The sequence below is a fragment of the Shinella daejeonensis genome, assembly GCF_024281235.1.
GTDB lineage: Bacteria > Pseudomonadota > Alphaproteobacteria > Rhizobiales > Rhizobiaceae > Shinella > Shinella daejeonensis.
Genome location: NZ_JAHWXY010000005.1, coordinates 87122 through 103518 on the forward strand (window position 1 = coordinate 87122; position 16397 = coordinate 103518).

The window sequence follows — 16397 nt, forward strand, 5'->3', positions numbered from 1 at the left end:
CAATGAACAAGACCTGGAACAACAAGGCCTGGTTCATGGTGCTGCCGATGCTGGTGCTGGTGGCCTTCTCCGCGGTGATCCCGCTGATGACCGTCGTAAACTATTCCGTTCAGGACACATTCGGCAACAATGCGTTCTTCTGGGCCGGAACGGACTGGTTCCGGCAGGTGCTGGAATCGGACCGGTTCTGGGCCGCGCTCGGGCGCAACCTGCTCTTCTCGGCCATCATTCTCACCATCGAGATCCCCCTCGGCATCCTGATCGCGCTCAATATGCCGAAGAAAGGCATCGGGGTTCCCGTCTGCCTCGTGCTGATGGCCCTGCCGCTGCTCATTCCGTGGAATGTGGTCGGGACGATCTGGCAGGTCTTCGGACGCGTCGACATCGGCCTGCTCGGCTACGGCCTCGCCGCGCTCGGCATCAACTACAACTACGTCAACAATGTCTTCGACGCCTGGGCGACGCTGATCGTCATGGATGTCTGGCACTGGACCAGTCTGGTGGTGCTTTTGTGCTATGCTGGCCTCGTGTCGATCCCGGAAGCCTATTACCAGGCCGCCAAGATCGACGGCGCCTCGCGCTGGGCCGTATTCCGTTACATCCAGCTTCCGAAGATGAAGCGCGTGCTGCTCATCGCCTTTCTGCTGCGCTTCATGGACAGCTTCATGATCTATACGGAGCCCTTCGTCATCACCGGCGGCGGGCCGGGGAATTCGACGACGTTCCTGTCCATCGACCTCGTCAAGCTGGCGATCGGCCAGTTCGACCTCGGCCCGGCCGCCGCGATGTCGCTCATCTACTTCCTCATCATCCTGCTGCTGTCATGGATCTTCTATACGGTCATGACCAGCGGCGACGAGACGGCGTAAGGAGGACATCATGGCTGCTCACACCCGCAAGCGGAACCTCTCCTTCCTCGTCCCGACGCTCTATATCCTCTTCCTGCTCCTGCCGATCTACTGGCTCGTCAATATGAGCTTCAAGACGAATACGGAGATCACCGGGACGTTCTCGCTCTGGCCGGTCAATCCCACGCTTCGCAATTACGCGGTGATCTTCACCGATCCCGCCTGGTATTCCGGCTATATCAACTCGATCATCTATGTGGTCCTGAACACGGTGATCTCGGTGGCGGTGGCGCTGCCGGCGGCCTATGCCTTCTCGCGCTACCGCTTCCTCGGCGACAAGCACCTGTTCTTCTGGTTGCTCACCAACCGGATGGCGCCGCCCGCCGTCTTCGCCCTGCCCTTCTTCCAGCTCTATTCCGCCTTCGGCCTCATCGACACCCATATCGCGGTGGCGATCGCCCACTGCCTGTTCAACGTGCCGCTGGCAGTCTGGATTCTCGAAGGCTTCATGTCCGGCGTCCCCAAGGAAATCGACGAGACCGCCTATATCGACGGTTATTCCTTCCCGCGCTTCTTCGTGAAGATCTTCATTCCGTTGATCGCGTCCGGGATCGGGGTCGCCGCCTTCTTCTGCTTCATGTTCTCATGGGTGGAGCTGCTGATCGCCCGTACGCTGACGACGACGGACGCCAAGCCGATCGCCGCCACGATGACACGCACGGTCTCCGCCTCCGGCATGGACTGGGGCGTGCTCGCCGCCGCCGGGGTTCTCACCATCATTCCCGGCGCGCTCGTGATCTACTTCGTCCGCAACTATATCGCCAAGGGCTTCGCCCTCGGGAGGGTCTGATGACGACTGTCGCCAATCGCAACAAACGCTGGCCCGTAGTGCTCGCCGCCGTGCTCGTCCTCTATGTCGCGGTCACCGGCCTGCTCGTCATGGCGCTTCCCCTCAAGGACGGCGCGCGCGACTGGTTCGCGCCGCTCGTTCCTGGCGGCTGGATGGCCTGGTCTTTCCCCTCCGCCCTGTTTTTCCTGACGATCGTCACGCTGATCACGCTGATGGCGGTCTGGGAATACGCCCGGCCGGGCGGCAGTCCGCGGGTCGGCATCCTGCGTTTCGAGACGACGCGCGGCGACCGGCTGTTCGTGTCGCTGCTCGGATCGGCATTCATTCATCTCGCATGGCTGGGCCTTGTCGGCTCCAACCTGTGGTGGGCTCTCGCCTTGTCCATGGTCTACGCCATTGGCGTATTCCGTCTGGTCTGAGGCAATCCGGAATGGAGGTCCCGGGGAGAACAGGACCTTCACAGATGCAATCGCAACTCCAGGGAGGATCATTATGCGAAAGCAACTCTTGACAACGACGGCAGCCATGCTGCTCGCGTTCACCGGTTCCGCATTTGCGGATATGGATGCGGCCAAGAAGTTTCTGGACGACGAGATCGGTGACATGTCCTCGCTCGACCGCGCGGCGCAGGAAGCGGAGATGCAGTGGTTCATCGACGCCGCCAAGCCGTTTGCCGGCATGGACATCAAGGTCGTCTCCGAGACCATCACCACGCATGAATACGAATCGAAAGTGCTAGCGCCGGCCTTCACGGCGATCACCGGCATCAAGATCACCCATGACCTGATCGGCGAGGGCGACGTCGTCGAAAAACTGCAAACGCAGATGCAATCGGGCGAGAACATCTACGACGCCTATATCAACGACTCCGACCTCATCGGCACCCATTGGCGCTACCAGCAGGCGCGCTCGCTGACCAAATGGATGGAGAACGAGGCCAAGGACGTCACCAATCCCGACCTCGATCTGGAGGATTTCATCGGCCTGAAATTCACCACCGCTCCGGACGGCGATCTCTACCAGCTGCCCGACCAGCAATTCGCCAACCTCTACTGGTTCCGCTACGACTGGTTCAACGACGAGAAGAACAAGGCGGACTTCAAGGAGAAATACGGCTACGACCTCGGCGTGCCGGTCAACTGGTCGGCCTATGAGGACATCGCCGAATTCTTCACCGGCCGCGAGATCGACGGCAAGAAGGTCTACGGCCACATGGACTACGGCAAGAAGGACCCGTCGCTCGGCTGGCGCTTCACGGACGCCTGGCTGTCGATGGCCGGCAATGGCGACAAGGGCCTGCCGAACGGCCTGCCGGTCGACGAATGGGGCATCAAGGTCGATGAGAACTCCCGACCGGTCGGCTCCTGCGTCGCCCGTGGCGGTGACACCAACGGCCCGGCCGCCGTCTACTCCATCGAGAAGTATCTCGACTGGATGAAAGCCTATGCGCCGGCCGCAGCCCAGGGCATGACCTTCTCGGAATCCGGTCCGGTTCCCTCGCAGGGTGAGGTCGCCCAGCAGATGTTCACCTATACGGCGTTTACAGCCGACTTCGTGAAGGACGGTCTGCCGGTGGTGAACGAAGACGGGACGCCGAAGTGGCGCTTCGCTCCAAGCCCCCATGGCGTCTACTGGCAGGAAGGGATGAAGCTCGGCTATCAGGACGTCGGCTCCTGGACGCTGCTGAAGTCCACCCCGGAGGATCGCGCCAAGGCTGCCTGGCTCTATGCGCAATTCGTCGTCTCCAAGACGGTCGATGTCAAGAAGAGCCATGTCGGCCTGACGCTCATTCGCGATTCCTCCATCAACCACCAGTCCTTCACCGATCGCGCACCGAAGCTCGGCGGCCTGATCGAGTTCTACCGTTCGCCCGCCCGCGTCCAGTGGTCGCCGACCGGTACGAACATCCCGGACTATCCGAAGCTCGCCCAGCTGTGGTGGCAGGCGATCGGCGACGCCTCGTCGGGCGCCAAGACCGCACAGGAAGCGATGGACTCGCTTTGCGCCGAGCAGGAGAAGGTGCTGGAGCGTCTCGAACGCGCTGGCGTCCAGGGCGACATCGGCCCGAAACTGGCCGAGGAGCATGACATCGAATACTGGCACAAGGACGCCGTTTCCAAGGGCAACCTTGCGCCGCAGTTGAAGATCGAGAACGAAAAGGAACAGCCCCAGACCGTCAATTATGACGAACTGGTCAAGAGCTGGCAGCAGTAGGCCTCGAGATTTGACAAGGCAGGGGCCGGGACAAGATCCCGGCCCCTGCCATCCTTCATCATGAAACGACCGTGATCCGGCCCTTCATATTGGGGTGAAAGCGGCAATAATATTCGACGCTATCGCCCGTTTCGACCACATGTGTTGCCGTCTTGCCGGGCGGGATAACGACCTCCCACCGCCCTTTGACGGTGGCGGTGTGAGCGAAGGGATCCTTGTTGGTCCATTCGATGGTTTCGCCGACCCGCGCTTCGATCTCCACCGGCTGGAAGGCGAGTTTCTCGATGGAGACATGGATCGTGCCATTGTGCGCGTGCGCAAGGCGGCTGGCGGCCAGAGCGGCGGCGCCGGCCAGCAGCACCTGGCGCCGGTTGAAGATCCCCGCGGTCATTTCAGGTCCGCCGCAACATGCTCCGCATGCTGCTGGTGCCCCTGGAACAGCTTCAGGCCGGTTTCGAGCAGGCCTTTCAATTCGGCATTCTGCGCGGAGGGAATCAGCAGGGTTTCCAGCGCTTCGTTGACCTGCTTGTGATAGGCCACTTCATTGTCGATATAGGCCTTGTCGAAAGCCGCTCCATCGAGCGCGACGAGTTCCTCGTGCTTCTCCTCGGCCGCGCTCTTGAGCGCCTGGCTGGTCGGATTGTCCTCTGGCGTGACATTCAGCTTCTTCACGAGCGCCAACGCCATTTGATTGACGGCGTCATGGTCCTCCTCCATCGAACGGGCGAAGGCCGCCACCTCGGAATTTTTCGTTTTCGACAGGGCGAGCTTCGCCGCCTCGACGTCGATCACGCCGGCACTATAGGCGATATGGGCGATCTGCGGATCGGTCGGCTTGTCGTCGGCCAAGGCGATGGTTGCAGACAGGGCGAGGCATGCCGCGCCAAGCGCGGTGAAAAGGCTTTTCATTTGTGATTCTCCTGGCGTCGGCCATCCCGGCGCCTGCTGTGGTTGCAAGGTATTGGATGCCGGAGCGCGGCGGAGGTTCCCGTCAGTCGGCAAGCCCCATTTTTTCCAGTACGGCCTGCGTCAGACGCTCGCAGCGTGCGCCCGCGAAGGGGAAGGCGTCGATCAGCACCGGGCCGATCCTTTCCTCGATGCGCGCCCGGATCAGCTTGCGCGCCCGGTGAAGACGCGTCTTGACGGTTGCCGTCGGCAGGTCGAACAGGGCGGCTGTCTCTTCGACGCTCAATCCCTCGATCACCCGGGCGACGAAGACAAGGCGGAAGGCTTCCGGCAAGGCGTCGGTCGCCTCCTCGACGAGATGAAGAAGTTGTCGCTGCGCCATGATGCGTTCCGGATCGTCGGTGGAAGAAACAAGCGGAAAGGAGATGACCTGCGCCGTTCCCGCATCGAAGGGCGGAGCCGTTCTCTTTTTCCGCCTGCGGGCGCGAAGACGCATGAGCGCCGTATTGAGCGCGATCCTGGAAAGCCAGGTCGACAGCGAGGCCGTACCGCGAAAGGCGTGCAGACCGGTGAAGGCGCGAAGATAGGCCTCCTGCAAGACATCCTCGGCTTCGGAATTGTTGCGGACAACAGCCCGCACGAGCCTATAGAGGCGCTGATTGTGGGTCTTGACGATCTGGCGGACCGCTTCCGCATCGCCCGAGGCCGCCCGCCGGACGAGGTCGCCCTCTCCCGACGCGTCGGTTTGCGCATGAATGATCTTCGGTGAAACTGGCATCTTCCTGCTCCTTCCGGCCTCATTGGATGCCGGCGTGGTCGGAAGGTTCCCGCAAGGAACAGGAACACCATCCGCCGTCAGTCACAAGTCGCCAGGGCGACGGACGGTGGGGACGGCGTCAGGGTTGCCCGGCAAGCGGAACGATATCGACCCCTTGCTCGCTCACCGTTCCGTCCGCCTCGATGACGGCCCGCCAGCGGCGGTTGCCGCAGCGAACGGAAAGACGCCAGCGACCGGCATCCTCGTCCTCGCCCCGTTCAACCCGGGAAGCGACAAATCCACGGCTCATCATCTCACGCAGCGTGGCGATCGGCCAGCCGAAGCGCTCGGCGAGCATATCCGCCGGCAGGACGAATTCCCCCGAAGCATCCTGCGCCAGCACGAGACGGCGATCTGCGGAAGCGACCGTCATTCCAGACTCTCCCGGGAGATCGGAACGACGCCCAGTGAATCCTGGCCATTATGAAAGGCGATGGCGAGACGAAAGGAATGGGCGATACGCATCGCCCGGCCCATGAACAGATCGGCGACCTCGGGCTGGCACAGCCGCTCGACGGTCGAGCGGAAAAGCGTCAGCCAGCGGCGGAAATGCTCTTCTCCAAGGCCGGGGATGGCAAGATGCGGCGGCAATGGCCGGCCTTCGTAGCGACCGGTGCGCAACAGCGTTGCCGACCAGAAATCGCACATCCTGGCAAGATGCACCGGCCAGTCTTCCGGCGCGATAACGCCGTTGAAGATCGGACCGAGAAGCGCATCCTTGCGGATCTCGTCATAAAAACCATGCACCACCGCGTGGATGGTCGCCTCGTCGAGAAGATCGGGAAGCAGTTTGCCATCGATGACGATGGAACGATCGGAACCGGTGCGCGTGTTCATCGGATTGCCCTGTAGCTGTGCCATGTACCATGACCGAGAAGCGGAAAGATGACGATCAGGCCGACAAGGCCCGTCATGATGCCGACCAGCACGAGAGCGAGCACGATCGCGCCCCAGGCCAGCATGACGGGCAGGTTTCGGAAAACGAGCGAAATACTCGTGCCCATCGCGGTGAAGGCGTCGATCCGCTCCGCCAGCAGCATGGGGATGGCGAACGTGCTGATGGCGAAGGAGAAGGCCGCGAAAAGACCGCCGACCACCGTGCCCACCACCAGCATGCCCCAGCCTTCCGGCGTCGAGATCAGCATGGCGACGACATGGTCGAGCCCGGGAAAGGGCCTCAGGCCGACAAAGAGCGCATAGATGATGACGGCCGCCCGCATCCATACCAGCATCAGCAGGCACAGGATCGCTCCCGTATACCAGACCTGACCGCCGGATTTGGCGTCGACGAAGATCATGCGCGTCAGACGCACCGGCTGACCTTCCTCGAGATCGCGGCTTTTCTGATAAAGCCCGATGGCCAGAAGCGGTCCGACCACCATGAAGCCGGCCAGCGCCGGAAACAGGATATAGTCGATTTCGAACCGGAAAAGCCCCCAGATCACCACGATCGACACGAAGAACACGAGAAGGCCATAGGCCAGGCTCGGGAGAGGATTGCGCCAGAGGTCACGCCAGCCCTCCTTCAGCCAGTCGAAAGCCGTGCGCGCCGGAAGGTTGCGCTGCCGTTGCGTGGCGAGCGGGACGGCTCTTCTTCCGGTCTTGTCCGTCGTTCCCATGGTTTCCTCTCTCCTCTCAGCAGGACGATCTGGCGGCGGCGAAGGCGCCATCGCCCTCCGGGATCTTCAGATGCGGCACGCAGTCGGGTTGTGATTGAAGCGCGATATGAACGAGATGGACATTCGCGCCGATGACGATCAGCACTCCCGTGATCACCAGCGCGAGCGAGACGAGCCGCCATCTGATCCGCGACGTTCCGGCACCGTTTTCGGGGACCGCGCTCATTGTCCATCCCCTCCGATCGTGCCGACATAGAGCGTCAGGATCTTGATATCGACCGGCGACAGGCGGCCTTCCCAATGCGGCATATGCCCCTGCCGGCCGGAGTAGACGGAGGAAAAGACCGTCTGCGCGTCGCTGCCGTAGATCCAGGCCGCATCGGTGAGATCCGGCGCCCCGACATCGGTGCTGCCTGTGGCGTCCTCGCCGTGGCAGGCGGCGCAGTTTTCCGCGAAAACCTGTGCTCCGTCTTCGATACGCGCCCGATCTGCTTCATTGAGCGGCAGTCCCGAAAGGGAGCGGACATAGGCGGCGGCGCTGCGCACCTGGCCTTCGTCGAGCACGCCGTCGCGCCCGAAGGCCATCATCTGCGAGACCCGTGTCTCGTCGCTCGTCGAATTGATGCCGACGCGGATCGTCTCGGCGATCGTCTCAGGGTCGCCGCCCCACAGCCAGGCATTGGCGGCAAGATCGGGGAACCCCGGCCCGCCGGTGCCGCGCGTGCCGTGACAGACAGCGCAATTGTCGATGAAGAGCGTGCGGCCGGTGTCCCGCACATGGCGCATCAGCGTTTCGTCAGAGGCGATCTCCGCAAAATCCGCCTCGGCGACGCGGCCGGTCCAGACAGCGCGCGCGGCGGCGGCATCCTCGACCTGCTGCGTGACGATTTCACGCTGGTCGATCCCGAGCAGTCCCTTGGTATAGGTGACGCCGATCGGCCATGCGGGCATCAGCAGCCAGTAGACGACCGCAAACAGGGTCGTGGCGGCGAGAAAGAACAGAACCACGCGCGGAACCGGCGTTTCCAGTTCCTCGATGCCGTTCCATTCATGCCCGGTCGTTCCCTTTCCGGTGACGGGATCCTGTCTCTCGGTTGCCATCGCCTATTCCTTCGGCCGGTCGTCTTTGTCGAGAATGCTTTTCTTGGCGCGGTCGAAGCGCTTGCGGTTTCCCGGCCACAGCGCATAGACCAGCACGCAAACGGCAAGCGCCATCAGGTAGAACAGCCCCCAGCTCTTGGCGAAGGCGACGAGGGATGTGTGGTCGATGTCCATTGCCGTCTCCTATCGCCCGGCCGTCTGCTGCTGCGCGGCGGTGGTGAGGCGCCCGAGAACTTGCAGATAGGCGACCAGCGCATCCATCTCCGTCACCACATCCGTCCTGCCATCGAAGGCCCGTACGTTCGTTGCCTCGCCGTAACGCTCCGTCACGCCCCCGGCCTCGTTGGAATCAGGATTGGCCTGCCCCCGCGCATCGGCGACGGCATTCCCGATCATCTCATCCGTATAGGGCACGCCGACCGCACGCTGGGCGGCCAGATGCTCGCCCAGATCGTCGAGCCGCAGCGCATTGCGCTGAAGCCAGCCGTAACGCGGCATGACCGATTCCGGCACGACGTCGCGCGGGTTGATGAGATGGGCGACATGCCAGGCGTCGGAATATTTGTCGCCAAGGCGGGCAAGGTCCGGCCCGGTCCGTTTGGAGCCCCACAGCATCGGGTGATCGTATTGCGATTCCACCGCCAGCGAATAGGGACCGTAGCGCTCGACCTCGTCGCGCAACGTACGGATCATCTGGGAATGGCAGGCATAGCAACCCTCCCGGATATAGATGTTGCGGCCCGCAAGCTCCAGCGGCGTATAGAGCCGCATGTCGGGCGTCGTCTCCACCGTCTCGTGAATGGTGAAGAGCGGCGCGATTTCCACCAGACCGCCGATCGAGGCCACGCCGACGATCGCCAGCACGAAGCCGATGGCGTTGCGCTCGAGCTTACGGTGAAAGAATTCCTTCATCCTCATTCTCCTGCCTGAACGGCGTCGGCTTCGCCATGAAGCGGGACGTCCGTGCCGGCGCCGGCCGCCCGGCCGATGCGCGCCATGCGGATCGTCATCCAGACGTTATAGGAGCAGACGACAGCGCCGCTCAGAAACAGCAGGCCGCCGAATGCGCGGGCGATATAATAGGGATGCATCGCCACCAGGCTGTCGATGAACGAATAGGCCAGCGTGCCGCTGTCGTTATAGGTGCGCCACATCAGGCCCTGAATGATGCCTGAATTCCACATCGCGAAGACGTAGACGATGGTGCCGGCGAGCGCGAGCCAGAAGTGGACCTCGATCAGCTTCGGCGAATACATGCGCTCCTGCTTCCACATCCAGGGCACCAGCGCATAAAGCGATCCGAAGGTGATCATCGCCACCCAGCCGAGAGCCCCGGCATGGACATGGCCGACGGTCCAGTCGGTATAGTGCGACAACGAATTGACCGCACGGATCGCCATGAACGACCCCTCGAAGGTGGAGAGGCCGTAGAAGACCGCCGCCACCATCATGAAGCGCAGGGTTGCGTCGGTGCGCACCCGGTCCCAGGCGCCGTTCAAGGTCGCCAGCGCATTGCCCGCCGAGGCCCAGGACGGCACGAGCAGGACGATCGAGAAGGTCATGCCCAGCGTCTGCACCCACTGCGGCAGGGCGGTATAATGCAGGTGGTGCGCGCCGGCCCACATATACATGAAGGTGATGCCCCAGAAGCTGATGATCGACAGCCGGTAGGAGAAGATCGGCCGTTCGGCGCGCTTGGGAAGATAATAATACATCATGCCGAGGAAGCCGGCCGTCAGGAAGAACGCCACGGCATTATGGCCGTACCACCACTGGGTCATGGCGTCCTGCACGCCGGAGAACAACGAGTAGCTCTTGGCGTGGCCGAAGGACACGGGAACCGCCAGATTGTTGACGATATGCAGCACCGCGACGACCAGAATGAAGGCCATGTAGTACCAGTTCGCAACGTAGATATGCGGCTCCTTGCGGCGCTGGAGCGTACGCAGATAGATCAGGAAATAGACCACCCAGACGATGACCAGCCAGATATCGGCGTACCATTCCGGTTCGGCATATTCCTTCGACTGGGTCAGCCCGATCAGATAGCCGCTGGCGGCGACGATGCAGAAGAGATTGTAGCCGATCAGCACGAACCATGGGCTGAACTGATCGGGAAGCCGCGCGCGACAGGTCCGCTGAAGGACGTGGAGGGATGTGGCGATCAGCGCATTGCCGCCAAAACCGAAGATGACGCCGCTTGTATGCACCGGCCGCAGCCGTCCGAAGCTTGCCCAGGCCGAATCCACGAAGGTCAGTTCGGGCCACGCCAGAAGCGCGGCGACCCAGACACCGACGAACATGCCGACCACCGCCCAGGCGAGCGAGAGCACGATCCCGACGCGGATCGGATCGTCGTAATATTCCGCAAGACGGCTGGCGGGAGGCTCGGGCGCAAACAGCGCCGACATGACGAAAAAGCCGAGGCCGAGGCTTACGGCGAGAATGATGAAGCCATGCACGGCAAGCGGATCGCCCCGTCCGCCGACCGCCATGGCAAGGCCGGCCAGCGCCAGCAGGCCCAGCACGAAGAGAGCGAGATGGCGCTCGGAAACCGTCAACCCGGAGACTACCGACATGTTGCTTCCTCTCTTCTTTACGCCGCGCGGGCATCGATGCCGAGAAGCGGACCCAGCAGATGCTTGTTGCGAACGATGTCGGCCAGCGTGTATTTGTCGAGCACGGAAAGAAACGCGGCCAGCGCCTCATGCAGCATGGTCTTCAGCTGACATGCCGGGGAAATCACGCAGGGGCGACCTGCCGCCTGCATGCATTCGGCTATCGAGAAATCCTCTTCCGTCGCCCGCACCAGCGGCCCGATGCCGATGTCCTCCGGCAGCCGGGCCAGCCGCATGCCGCCCGCGCGACCCCGCACGGTCTCGACAAGGCCGAGGTCGCGAAGGGTCTGCATGACCTTGATCAGATGATTGCGCGAAAGACCGTAGGCCTGCGCCACATCGCCGGTCGTGCAAAATCCGTCCGGTCGCGTCGCCATGTAGATCAGCATCCGCAAGGCATATTCCGTATGAAGCGTCATGCGCATCGCGCATTCTCCGAGAAAGGGCGCGGCCGGGGTTGCCTCGCCTAAATAGGTAACATAGATACCTCTTTTAGCCGACAGCCCGTACACACGAAAGCGCTAAAGAGTCGCAGTGCCCGCCGCCGGTAGCGCACCAGACAGGATCCCATTGATGATCGAGGAACTTTTCATCCGCAACCGGGCATGGTCGGCAGAAAAACAGGCCGACAATCCGGAATACTTTCGCAAGCTCTCCACGCTTCAGGAGCCGGAATATCTCTGGATCGGCTGCTCCGACAGCCGCGTGCCGGCCAATGTCATCGCCGGCCTGGAGCCGGGAGAAGTCTTCGTTCACCGCAACGTCGCCAATCTCATCCACCCGGCCGATCTCAACATGCTGTCGGTGGTGGAATATGCGGTTCATCAGCTCGGCGTCCGGCATATCATCATCTGCGGCCATTACGGCTGCGGCGGCATTCGCGCCGCCGTCAGCGGCCAGCGCTCCGGATTGATCGACCATTGGCTGCAACCGATCCGCGACGTCGCCGACACCCGTTTCGAATGTCGGGAATGTGGTTCGTGGAGCGACGCTTCGCTCGATCGGCTCTGCGAGGCCTCGGTGGCCGAACAGGTGAAACGGCTCGCCCGCACCCCCACCATCCAGGCGGCCTGGAAGGCCGGCCGGGACGTGACCATCCACGGCTGGATATACGGGCTGCGCGACGGACTTCTCTACAATCTCGACTGCACCGTCACGCCCGATTCGGCCAATTCCGCCTGACGACGGTCCTGCGCCCCGGTTCCGGAGCAAAAAAATCGGGCGGCGCCGGAAGAACATTGTCCCAAGAAATCCAACTGCCGCAAAACACATGAAATGCGTCGGCTTGCCTTCTTGGAACAGCCATCTCAACCGCCTATGAATGCATTTTTTTTGCATTCAATCCGCAAATTCATTCATTTGTCTGCCAGCCAAGGCACCGTCAATAGTCGCCCCGAAACCCACCGGAAATGCCGGATTTCCAGGCATCGGCAGGCCGCAGGAGGCGAGCGGACGGATGACACTTCATGAATTCAACGGACCGGGGCTGAACGAGGATCAATGGAAGACGGTGCGTTCCGTCGCGACCACGTTGAAGCCCCAGCAAGCCATCTGGCTCAGCGGCTATTTCGCCGGATTGGCGGATAACGGCAGGGCCGAGTCGAGCCATTCGCTTGCCGCCGGGCTTGCACCGGATCTGCCGGCCGCCGTTCCCGCATCGGCGCCCAAGCGAAACCTCACCATTCTTTTCGCCAGCGAAACCGGCAATGGCGCAGGCGTCGCCCGGTTGCTGGGCGAGCGGGCCGGAGCCGCCGGCTTCGAACCCACCCTGATCGACATGGCCGACTACAAGCCGCGGCGGCTGAAGGAGGAACAGGATCTTCTGATCGTCGCCTCCACCCATGGAGAGGGGGAGCCGCCCGTTTCGGCGGCGGGTTTCTTCGAATTCCTCGAAGGCCGCAAGGCGCCGCGGCTCGATGGCTTGCGCTATGCGGTGCTGGCGCTTGGCGATTCCACCTATGAATTCTTCTGCGGCGCGGGCAAGCGGATCGATGTCCGGCTCGCCGAACTGGGCGCGGAGCGATTGGCCGATCGCATCGATTGCGATGTGGATTACGACGAGCCCGCCGACGCCTGGGTCGCAACGGCGCTCGCCGCGCTTGCGCCGCCGGCGACGGCTGCTCCTGCACCCGCCGTTCCGGCGAACGCCGGCGTCCGCGCCGTCGCGCATGACAAACGCAATCCCTTTTCCGCCATCGTCATCGAGAATTCGGCGTTGACCGGACGCAACTCCACCAAGGAGACGCGGCATGTCGAACTGTCGCTGGAGGGGTCCGGCCTCACCTTCGAGCCCGGCGACGCGCTCGGCGTCCTGCCGAGCAACGATCCCGCACTGGTCGAAACGCTGCTCTCCACGCTCGATCTTTCAGGCGACGCGGCGCTATCGCTCAAGAGCGAGACGACGACACTCGCCGCGGCCCTTGCCTCCCGCCTCGAGATCACCGCCGCCACACCGCGCTTTCTCGACCATTGGACGGAACTGAGCGGCGCCGACGCGCTGCGGAAACTGGAGGGCGATGCACGCACCGCCTTCCTGCGGGAAAACCATATTCTCGACATTCTGCGGCGTTTTCCGGTGACGGGCCTCGATGCGGCGACCTTCGTAGCCGGCCTGCGCCCGCTCCAGCCGCGGCTTTATTCCATCGCTTCCTCCGCCACGGCCATCCCCGACGAGGTGCATCTGACGATCAGCACCGTACGCTATGCGCTGAACGGCGAGGAACGCTTCGGCGTCGCCTCCGGCCAGTTCTCCCGCCATGCCAACCCGGAAACCGTGCTGCCGGTCTATGTCCAGCCCAATCCACGCTTCCGCCTGCCTGACGACGATACGCCGATCATCATGATCGGAGCGGGAACCGGCGTCGCGCCCTATCGCGCCTTCCTCCAGGAACGCGAGGCGCGCGGGGCTGCCGGCAAATCCTGGCTGGTCTTCGGCGAACGCAATTTCGATAGCGACTTCCTCTATCAGACGGAATGGCAGGGCTTTCTCAAGGACGGCGTCCTGTCGCGCATGAATGTGGCCTTCTCGCGCGACAGCGCTTCGAAGACCTATGTCCAGCACCGGCTGATGGACGAGGCGCGCGACCTCTACGCCTGGCTTGAGGAAGGCGCTCACCTCTATGTCTGCGGCGACGGCGCAAGGCTTGCGCCCGACGTCCACCGTACCCTTCTCGCCATCATCGAGCAGCAGGGCGGTCTCGGAAAGACCGCCGCCGCGGACTATCTCGGCGGCTTGCAGGAAAGCCGCCGCTACCAGATCGACGTCTACTGAGGATGTGACGATGACCCTTCTCGAAACCGACCGCAGCCACGACATCTCCCAGCCCCTCGAACGGCTCAGCGCCGACGAGACGATGAAGGCGAACAGCAACCAGTTGCGCGGCACCATCGCCGCCGGCCTGGAGGCGGAACTGACGGCCGCCGTTCCCGGCGACGACATCAAGCTGATGAAGTTCCATGGCCTCTACCAGCAGGACGACCGCGACATCCGCGACGAGCGGCGGCGGCAGAAGCTGGAGCCCGCCTATCGCTTCATGGCCCGCGTCCGGCTACCCGGCGGCGTGCTTTCGCCGGCACAATGGCTGAAGCTCGACGCGCTCGCCCGCGCCCATGCCGGCGAGGCGTTGCGGCTCACCACGCGCCAGACCTTCCAGCTGCACCACGTCCACAAGAAGGATCTGCGGCCGGTGATGCAGGGGCTGCATGACGTTTTGCTCGACACCAAGGCCGCCTGCGGCGACGACGCCCGCGGCGTCATGGCCTCGATCAACCCCGAACTGTCGGCGCTGCATGCGGAGGTCTACACGCTCGCCAGGGCCGTCTCCGACCACGCCATCCCGAAGACCGGCGCCTATCGGGAAATCTGGTATGGCGAGGAGCGCGAGCAGCCGGGCGACGGACCGGAGGAGCCGCTTTACGGCCGCACCTATATGCCGCGCAAGTTCAAGATCGGCTTCGTCATCCCTCCGGTCAACGATATCGACGTCTATGCACAGGACCTCGGCTTCATCGCCATTGTCGAGAATGGTCGGCTGACGGGCTTCAACGTGGCGGTGGGCGGCGGCATGGGCCGTACCGACCAGGCCCCGAAAACCTATCCGCGGCTGGCGAGCGTCATCGGCTTCATCCCGAAGGACAAGGTGATCGAGACCTGCGACGCCGTCATGGCGGTGCAACGCGACTATGGCGACCGGGCCGACCGCAGCCGCGCCCGTTTCAAATATACGGTGGACGACAAGGGACTGGACTGGATCAGGGCGGCGATCGAAGATCGCCTGGGCTTTATTCTTGCCCCCGCCCGCGCCTACGCCTTCACCTCGAACGGCGACACGCTCGGCTGGCAGCGCGGCGAGGACGGCCGCGAGCATTTCACCCTGCGCATCCAGAACGGGCGGGTGAAGAACTTCGAGGCGCTGGCTTTGCTCGACGGTATCCGGACCATCGCGGAAAACCATCGCGGCCAGTTCCGGGTCACTCCGAACCAGAACCTCGTCATCGCGAATATTGCGCCGGAGGACCGGCCGCAAATCGAGGCGCTGCTGACAACCCTCGGTCTCGACCGGCTCAACGGCGGCAGCGGGCTGCGGCGCAATTCCATGGCCTGCGTGGCGCTGCCGACCTGCGGGCTGGCGATGGCCGAAAGCGAGCGCTACCTGCCGACGCTGATCGGCAAGATCGAGGACATTCTCGATGCGCACGGGCTTGCCGACGAGCCGATCACCATCCGCATGACCGGCTGTCCGAATGGCTGCGCCCGGCCCTATATCGCCGAGATCGCCCTGACGGGGCGCGCGCCCGGCAAGTACAACCTCTATCTCGGCGGCGGCTTTGCCGGTCAGCGCCTCAACAAGATGGTGCTCGAGAATGTGGCGGAGCCGGCGATCCTCGACCTGCTCGGCGGCGTGATCGCCGATTTCGCCAGCAAGCGCCTGCCGGGCGAGCATTTCGGCGATTTCGCGATCCGCGCCGGCCATGTCGCCGAGGTCACGGAAGGCCGCCACTTCAACGATTGATCCGGAAACGCTCCTTGAAAAGAGAAGATGGAAGGCGGCCCCGTTGGCAAGGCGAGGCCGCCTTTCCCTGTCTTCGATAGGAACCGCCCTTACAACAGAGCGATGAAGACCCCGCCGTCCTCGACCTTGGCCGGATAGGTGTTGAGATCCTTGCAGGCCGGAAGCCGCATCGCCTGCCCCGTCCGGTAGTCGAAGACACCGGAATGCTTCGGACACTCGATCTCGTAATCCATCACCAGTCCGTCGGCGAGGTGGATGGCCTCGTGGGTACACAGGCCGTCGGTGCAGAAAACCTCGTCTTCCGGCGAGCGATAGACCGCATAGGTCCTGCCGTCGTGATCGAAGCGGCGCGCGCCCTCCTGCTCGATATCGTCGAGACGGCAGACGGAAATCCAGTTGCTCATGATCGTTC

Annotated in this window: 20 protein-coding genes; 7 read left to right on the forward strand and 13 right to left on the reverse strand. The window is 63.1% G+C overall.

Annotated elements, in window-relative coordinates:
• The first annotated feature begins 2 nt into the window (after positions 1 to 2).
• From KYK29_RS14520 to KYK29_RS14535, 4 genes are all read left to right on the forward strand, one after another.
• Complete coding sequence (locus tag KYK29_RS14520) at positions 3 to 869, forward strand: carbohydrate ABC transporter permease (RefSeq protein ID WP_254691623.1); 867 nt, start codon at positions 3 to 5, stop codon at positions 867 to 869.
• A 10-nt stretch (positions 870 to 879) separates the two neighbouring features.
• Positions 880 to 1698 carry a carbohydrate ABC transporter permease gene (locus KYK29_RS14525; protein ID WP_254691624.1) on the forward strand — a complete coding sequence of 273 codons (819 nt, stop codon included), beginning with the start codon at positions 880 to 882 and terminating at the stop codon, positions 1696 to 1698.
• Entirely contained in the window at positions 1698 to 2117 is a 420-nt protein-coding gene (locus KYK29_RS14530; protein WP_254691625.1) for a DUF2160 domain-containing protein, read from the forward strand. Before KYK29_RS14525 ends, KYK29_RS14530 begins: the two co-directional genes overlap by 1 nt.
• A 73-nt stretch (positions 2118 to 2190) precedes the next feature.
• Positions 2191 to 3912, forward strand: a complete 1722-nt coding sequence (locus KYK29_RS14535) for an ABC transporter substrate-binding protein (RefSeq protein WP_254691626.1) — start codon at positions 2191 to 2193, stop codon at positions 3910 to 3912.
• A 58-nt stretch (positions 3913 to 3970) separates the two neighbouring features.
• On the opposite strand, the gene KYK29_RS14540 is transcribed toward KYK29_RS14535, so the two are convergent.
• The 12 genes from KYK29_RS14540 to KYK29_RS14595 all read right to left on the reverse strand — a co-directional run bounded on the left by KYK29_RS14540 (position 3971) and on the right by KYK29_RS14595 (position 11398).
• The gene (locus tag KYK29_RS14540) at positions 3971 to 4303 is read right to left on the reverse strand and encodes a cupredoxin domain-containing protein (protein WP_254691627.1); all 333 of its coding nucleotides are present in this window, start codon (positions 4301 to 4303) and stop codon (positions 3971 to 3973) included.
• Positions 4300 to 4821, reverse strand: coding sequence for a DUF4142 domain-containing protein (locus tag KYK29_RS14545; RefSeq protein ID WP_254691628.1), 522 nt, complete (start codon positions 4819 to 4821; stop codon positions 4300 to 4302). The genes KYK29_RS14540 and KYK29_RS14545 overlap by 4 nt, the downstream gene beginning before the upstream one ends.
• An 82-nt stretch (positions 4822 to 4903) precedes the next feature.
• Complete coding sequence (locus KYK29_RS14550; RefSeq protein ID WP_254691629.1) at positions 4904 to 5596, reverse strand: RNA polymerase sigma factor; 693 nt, start codon at positions 5594 to 5596, stop codon at positions 4904 to 4906.
• 118 nt (positions 5597 to 5714) lie between these two features.
• On the reverse strand, positions 5715 to 6008 hold the full coding sequence (locus KYK29_RS14555) for a DUF6522 family protein (RefSeq protein WP_254691630.1): 294 nt from the start codon (positions 6006 to 6008) through the stop codon (positions 5715 to 5717).
• Entirely contained in the window at positions 6005 to 6472 is a 468-nt protein-coding gene (locus KYK29_RS14560; RefSeq protein ID WP_254691631.1) for a group III truncated hemoglobin, read from the reverse strand. The genes KYK29_RS14555 and KYK29_RS14560 overlap by 4 nt, the downstream gene beginning before the upstream one ends.
• Complete coding sequence (locus KYK29_RS14565; protein ID WP_254691632.1) at positions 6469 to 7254, reverse strand: DUF2189 domain-containing protein; 786 nt, start codon at positions 7252 to 7254, stop codon at positions 6469 to 6471. The genes KYK29_RS14560 and KYK29_RS14565 overlap by 4 nt, the downstream gene beginning before the upstream one ends.
• A gap of 16 nt (positions 7255 to 7270) precedes the next feature.
• On the reverse strand, positions 7271 to 7480 hold the full coding sequence (locus KYK29_RS14570) for a hypothetical protein (RefSeq protein ID WP_254691633.1): 210 nt from the start codon (positions 7478 to 7480) through the stop codon (positions 7271 to 7273).
• The gene (gene ccoP / locus KYK29_RS14575) at positions 7477 to 8355 is read right to left on the reverse strand and encodes a cytochrome-c oxidase, cbb3-type subunit III (RefSeq protein WP_254691634.1); all 879 of its coding nucleotides are present in this window, start codon (positions 8353 to 8355) and stop codon (positions 7477 to 7479) included. The genes KYK29_RS14570 and ccoP overlap by 4 nt, the downstream gene beginning before the upstream one ends.
• 3 nt (positions 8356 to 8358) lie before the next feature.
• Positions 8359 to 8529: a cbb3-type cytochrome c oxidase subunit 3 gene (locus KYK29_RS14580; protein ID WP_254691635.1), complete on the reverse strand. Its 171-nt coding sequence runs from the start codon at positions 8527 to 8529 to the stop codon at positions 8359 to 8361.
• 9 nt (positions 8530 to 8538) lie between these two features.
• Complete coding sequence (gene ccoO / locus KYK29_RS14585) at positions 8539 to 9267, reverse strand: cytochrome-c oxidase, cbb3-type subunit II (protein WP_254691636.1); 729 nt, start codon at positions 9265 to 9267, stop codon at positions 8539 to 8541.
• Positions 9268 to 9269: 2 nt separating this feature from the next.
• On the reverse strand, positions 9270 to 10934 hold the full coding sequence (gene ccoN / locus KYK29_RS14590; RefSeq protein WP_254691637.1) for a cytochrome-c oxidase, cbb3-type subunit I: 1665 nt from the start codon (positions 10932 to 10934) through the stop codon (positions 9270 to 9272).
• A gap of 17 nt (positions 10935 to 10951) precedes the next feature.
• Entirely contained in the window at positions 10952 to 11398 is a 447-nt protein-coding gene (locus tag KYK29_RS14595; protein ID WP_254691638.1) for an Rrf2 family transcriptional regulator, read from the reverse strand.
• A 148-nt stretch (positions 11399 to 11546) separates the two neighbouring features.
• Here KYK29_RS14595 and KYK29_RS14600 point away from each other — a divergent pair, with 148 nt between their 5' ends.
• The 3 genes from KYK29_RS14600 to KYK29_RS14610 all read left to right on the forward strand — a co-directional run bounded on the left by KYK29_RS14600 (position 11547) and on the right by KYK29_RS14610 (position 15985).
• Complete coding sequence (locus tag KYK29_RS14600; protein WP_254691639.1) at positions 11547 to 12155, forward strand: carbonic anhydrase; 609 nt, start codon at positions 11547 to 11549, stop codon at positions 12153 to 12155.
• A 274-nt stretch (positions 12156 to 12429) separates the two neighbouring features.
• A complete protein-coding gene (locus tag KYK29_RS14605) occupies positions 12430 to 14244 on the forward strand; it encodes an assimilatory sulfite reductase (NADPH) flavoprotein subunit (protein WP_254691640.1) in 1815 nt (604 codons plus the stop codon).
• Between the two features lie 10 nt (positions 14245 to 14254).
• Positions 14255 to 15985 carry an NADPH-dependent assimilatory sulfite reductase hemoprotein subunit gene (locus KYK29_RS14610; protein ID WP_254691641.1) on the forward strand — a complete coding sequence of 577 codons (1731 nt, stop codon included), beginning with the start codon at positions 14255 to 14257 and terminating at the stop codon, positions 15983 to 15985.
• 89 nt (positions 15986 to 16074) lie between these two features.
• Here the strand turns inward: KYK29_RS14610 and KYK29_RS14615 are convergent, their stop codons facing one another.
• Positions 16075 to 16389 carry a MocE family 2Fe-2S type ferredoxin gene (locus KYK29_RS14615; protein ID WP_254691642.1) on the reverse strand — a complete coding sequence of 105 codons (315 nt, stop codon included), beginning with the start codon at positions 16387 to 16389 and terminating at the stop codon, positions 16075 to 16077.
• Positions 16390 to 16397: the final 8 nt, after the last annotated feature.

What these genes read in the sequence shown, in the direction of transcription:
- KYK29_RS14550 (WP_254691629.1), bottom strand. Translation starts at nt 5,596, where the DNA reads ATGCCAGTTTCACCGAAGATCATTCATGCGCAAACCGACGCGTCGGGA.
- KYK29_RS14595 (WP_254691638.1), bottom strand. Translation starts at nt 11,398, where the DNA reads ATGCGCATGACGCTTCATACGGAATATGCCTTGCGGATGCTGATCTAC.
- KYK29_RS14540 (WP_254691627.1), bottom strand. Translation starts at nt 4,303, where the DNA reads ATGACCGCGGGGATCTTCAACCGGCGCCAGGTGCTGCTGGCCGGCGCC.
- KYK29_RS14560 (WP_254691631.1), bottom strand. Translation starts at nt 6,472, where the DNA reads ATGAACACGCGCACCGGTTCCGATCGTTCCATCGTCATCGATGGCAAA.
- KYK29_RS14580 (WP_254691635.1), bottom strand. Translation starts at nt 8,529, where the DNA reads ATGGACATCGACCACACATCCCTCGTCGCCTTCGCCAAGAGCTGGGGG.
- KYK29_RS14610 (WP_254691641.1), top strand. Translation starts at nt 14,255, where the DNA reads ATGACCCTTCTCGAAACCGACCGCAGCCACGACATCTCCCAGCCCCTC.
- KYK29_RS14520 (WP_254691623.1), top strand. Translation starts at nt 3, where the DNA reads ATGAACAAGACCTGGAACAACAAGGCCTGGTTCATGGTGCTGCCGATG.
- ccoP (WP_254691634.1), bottom strand. Translation starts at nt 8,355, where the DNA reads ATGGCAACCGAGAGACAGGATCCCGTCACCGGAAAGGGAACGACCGGG.
- KYK29_RS14525 (WP_254691624.1), top strand. Translation starts at nt 880, where the DNA reads ATGGCTGCTCACACCCGCAAGCGGAACCTCTCCTTCCTCGTCCCGACG.
- KYK29_RS14565 (WP_254691632.1), bottom strand. Translation starts at nt 7,254, where the DNA reads ATGGGAACGACGGACAAGACCGGAAGAAGAGCCGTCCCGCTCGCCACG.
- KYK29_RS14555 (WP_254691630.1), bottom strand. Translation starts at nt 6,008, where the DNA reads ATGACGGTCGCTTCCGCAGATCGCCGTCTCGTGCTGGCGCAGGATGCT.
- KYK29_RS14615 (WP_254691642.1), bottom strand. Translation starts at nt 16,389, where the DNA reads ATGAGCAACTGGATTTCCGTCTGCCGTCTCGACGATATCGAGCAGGAG.
- ccoO (WP_254691636.1), bottom strand. Translation starts at nt 9,267, where the DNA reads ATGAAGGAATTCTTTCACCGTAAGCTCGAGCGCAACGCCATCGGCTTC.
- KYK29_RS14605 (WP_254691640.1), top strand. Translation starts at nt 12,430, where the DNA reads ATGACACTTCATGAATTCAACGGACCGGGGCTGAACGAGGATCAATGG.
- KYK29_RS14530 (WP_254691625.1), top strand. Translation starts at nt 1,698, where the DNA reads ATGACGACTGTCGCCAATCGCAACAAACGCTGGCCCGTAGTGCTCGCC.
- ccoN (WP_254691637.1), bottom strand. Translation starts at nt 10,934, where the DNA reads ATGTCGGTAGTCTCCGGGTTGACGGTTTCCGAGCGCCATCTCGCTCTC.
- KYK29_RS14600 (WP_254691639.1), top strand. Translation starts at nt 11,547, where the DNA reads ATGATCGAGGAACTTTTCATCCGCAACCGGGCATGGTCGGCAGAAAAA.
- KYK29_RS14535 (WP_254691626.1), top strand. Translation starts at nt 2,191, where the DNA reads ATGCGAAAGCAACTCTTGACAACGACGGCAGCCATGCTGCTCGCGTTC.
- KYK29_RS14545 (WP_254691628.1), bottom strand. Translation starts at nt 4,821, where the DNA reads ATGAAAAGCCTTTTCACCGCGCTTGGCGCGGCATGCCTCGCCCTGTCT.
- KYK29_RS14570 (WP_254691633.1), bottom strand. Translation starts at nt 7,480, where the DNA reads ATGAGCGCGGTCCCCGAAAACGGTGCCGGAACGTCGCGGATCAGATGG.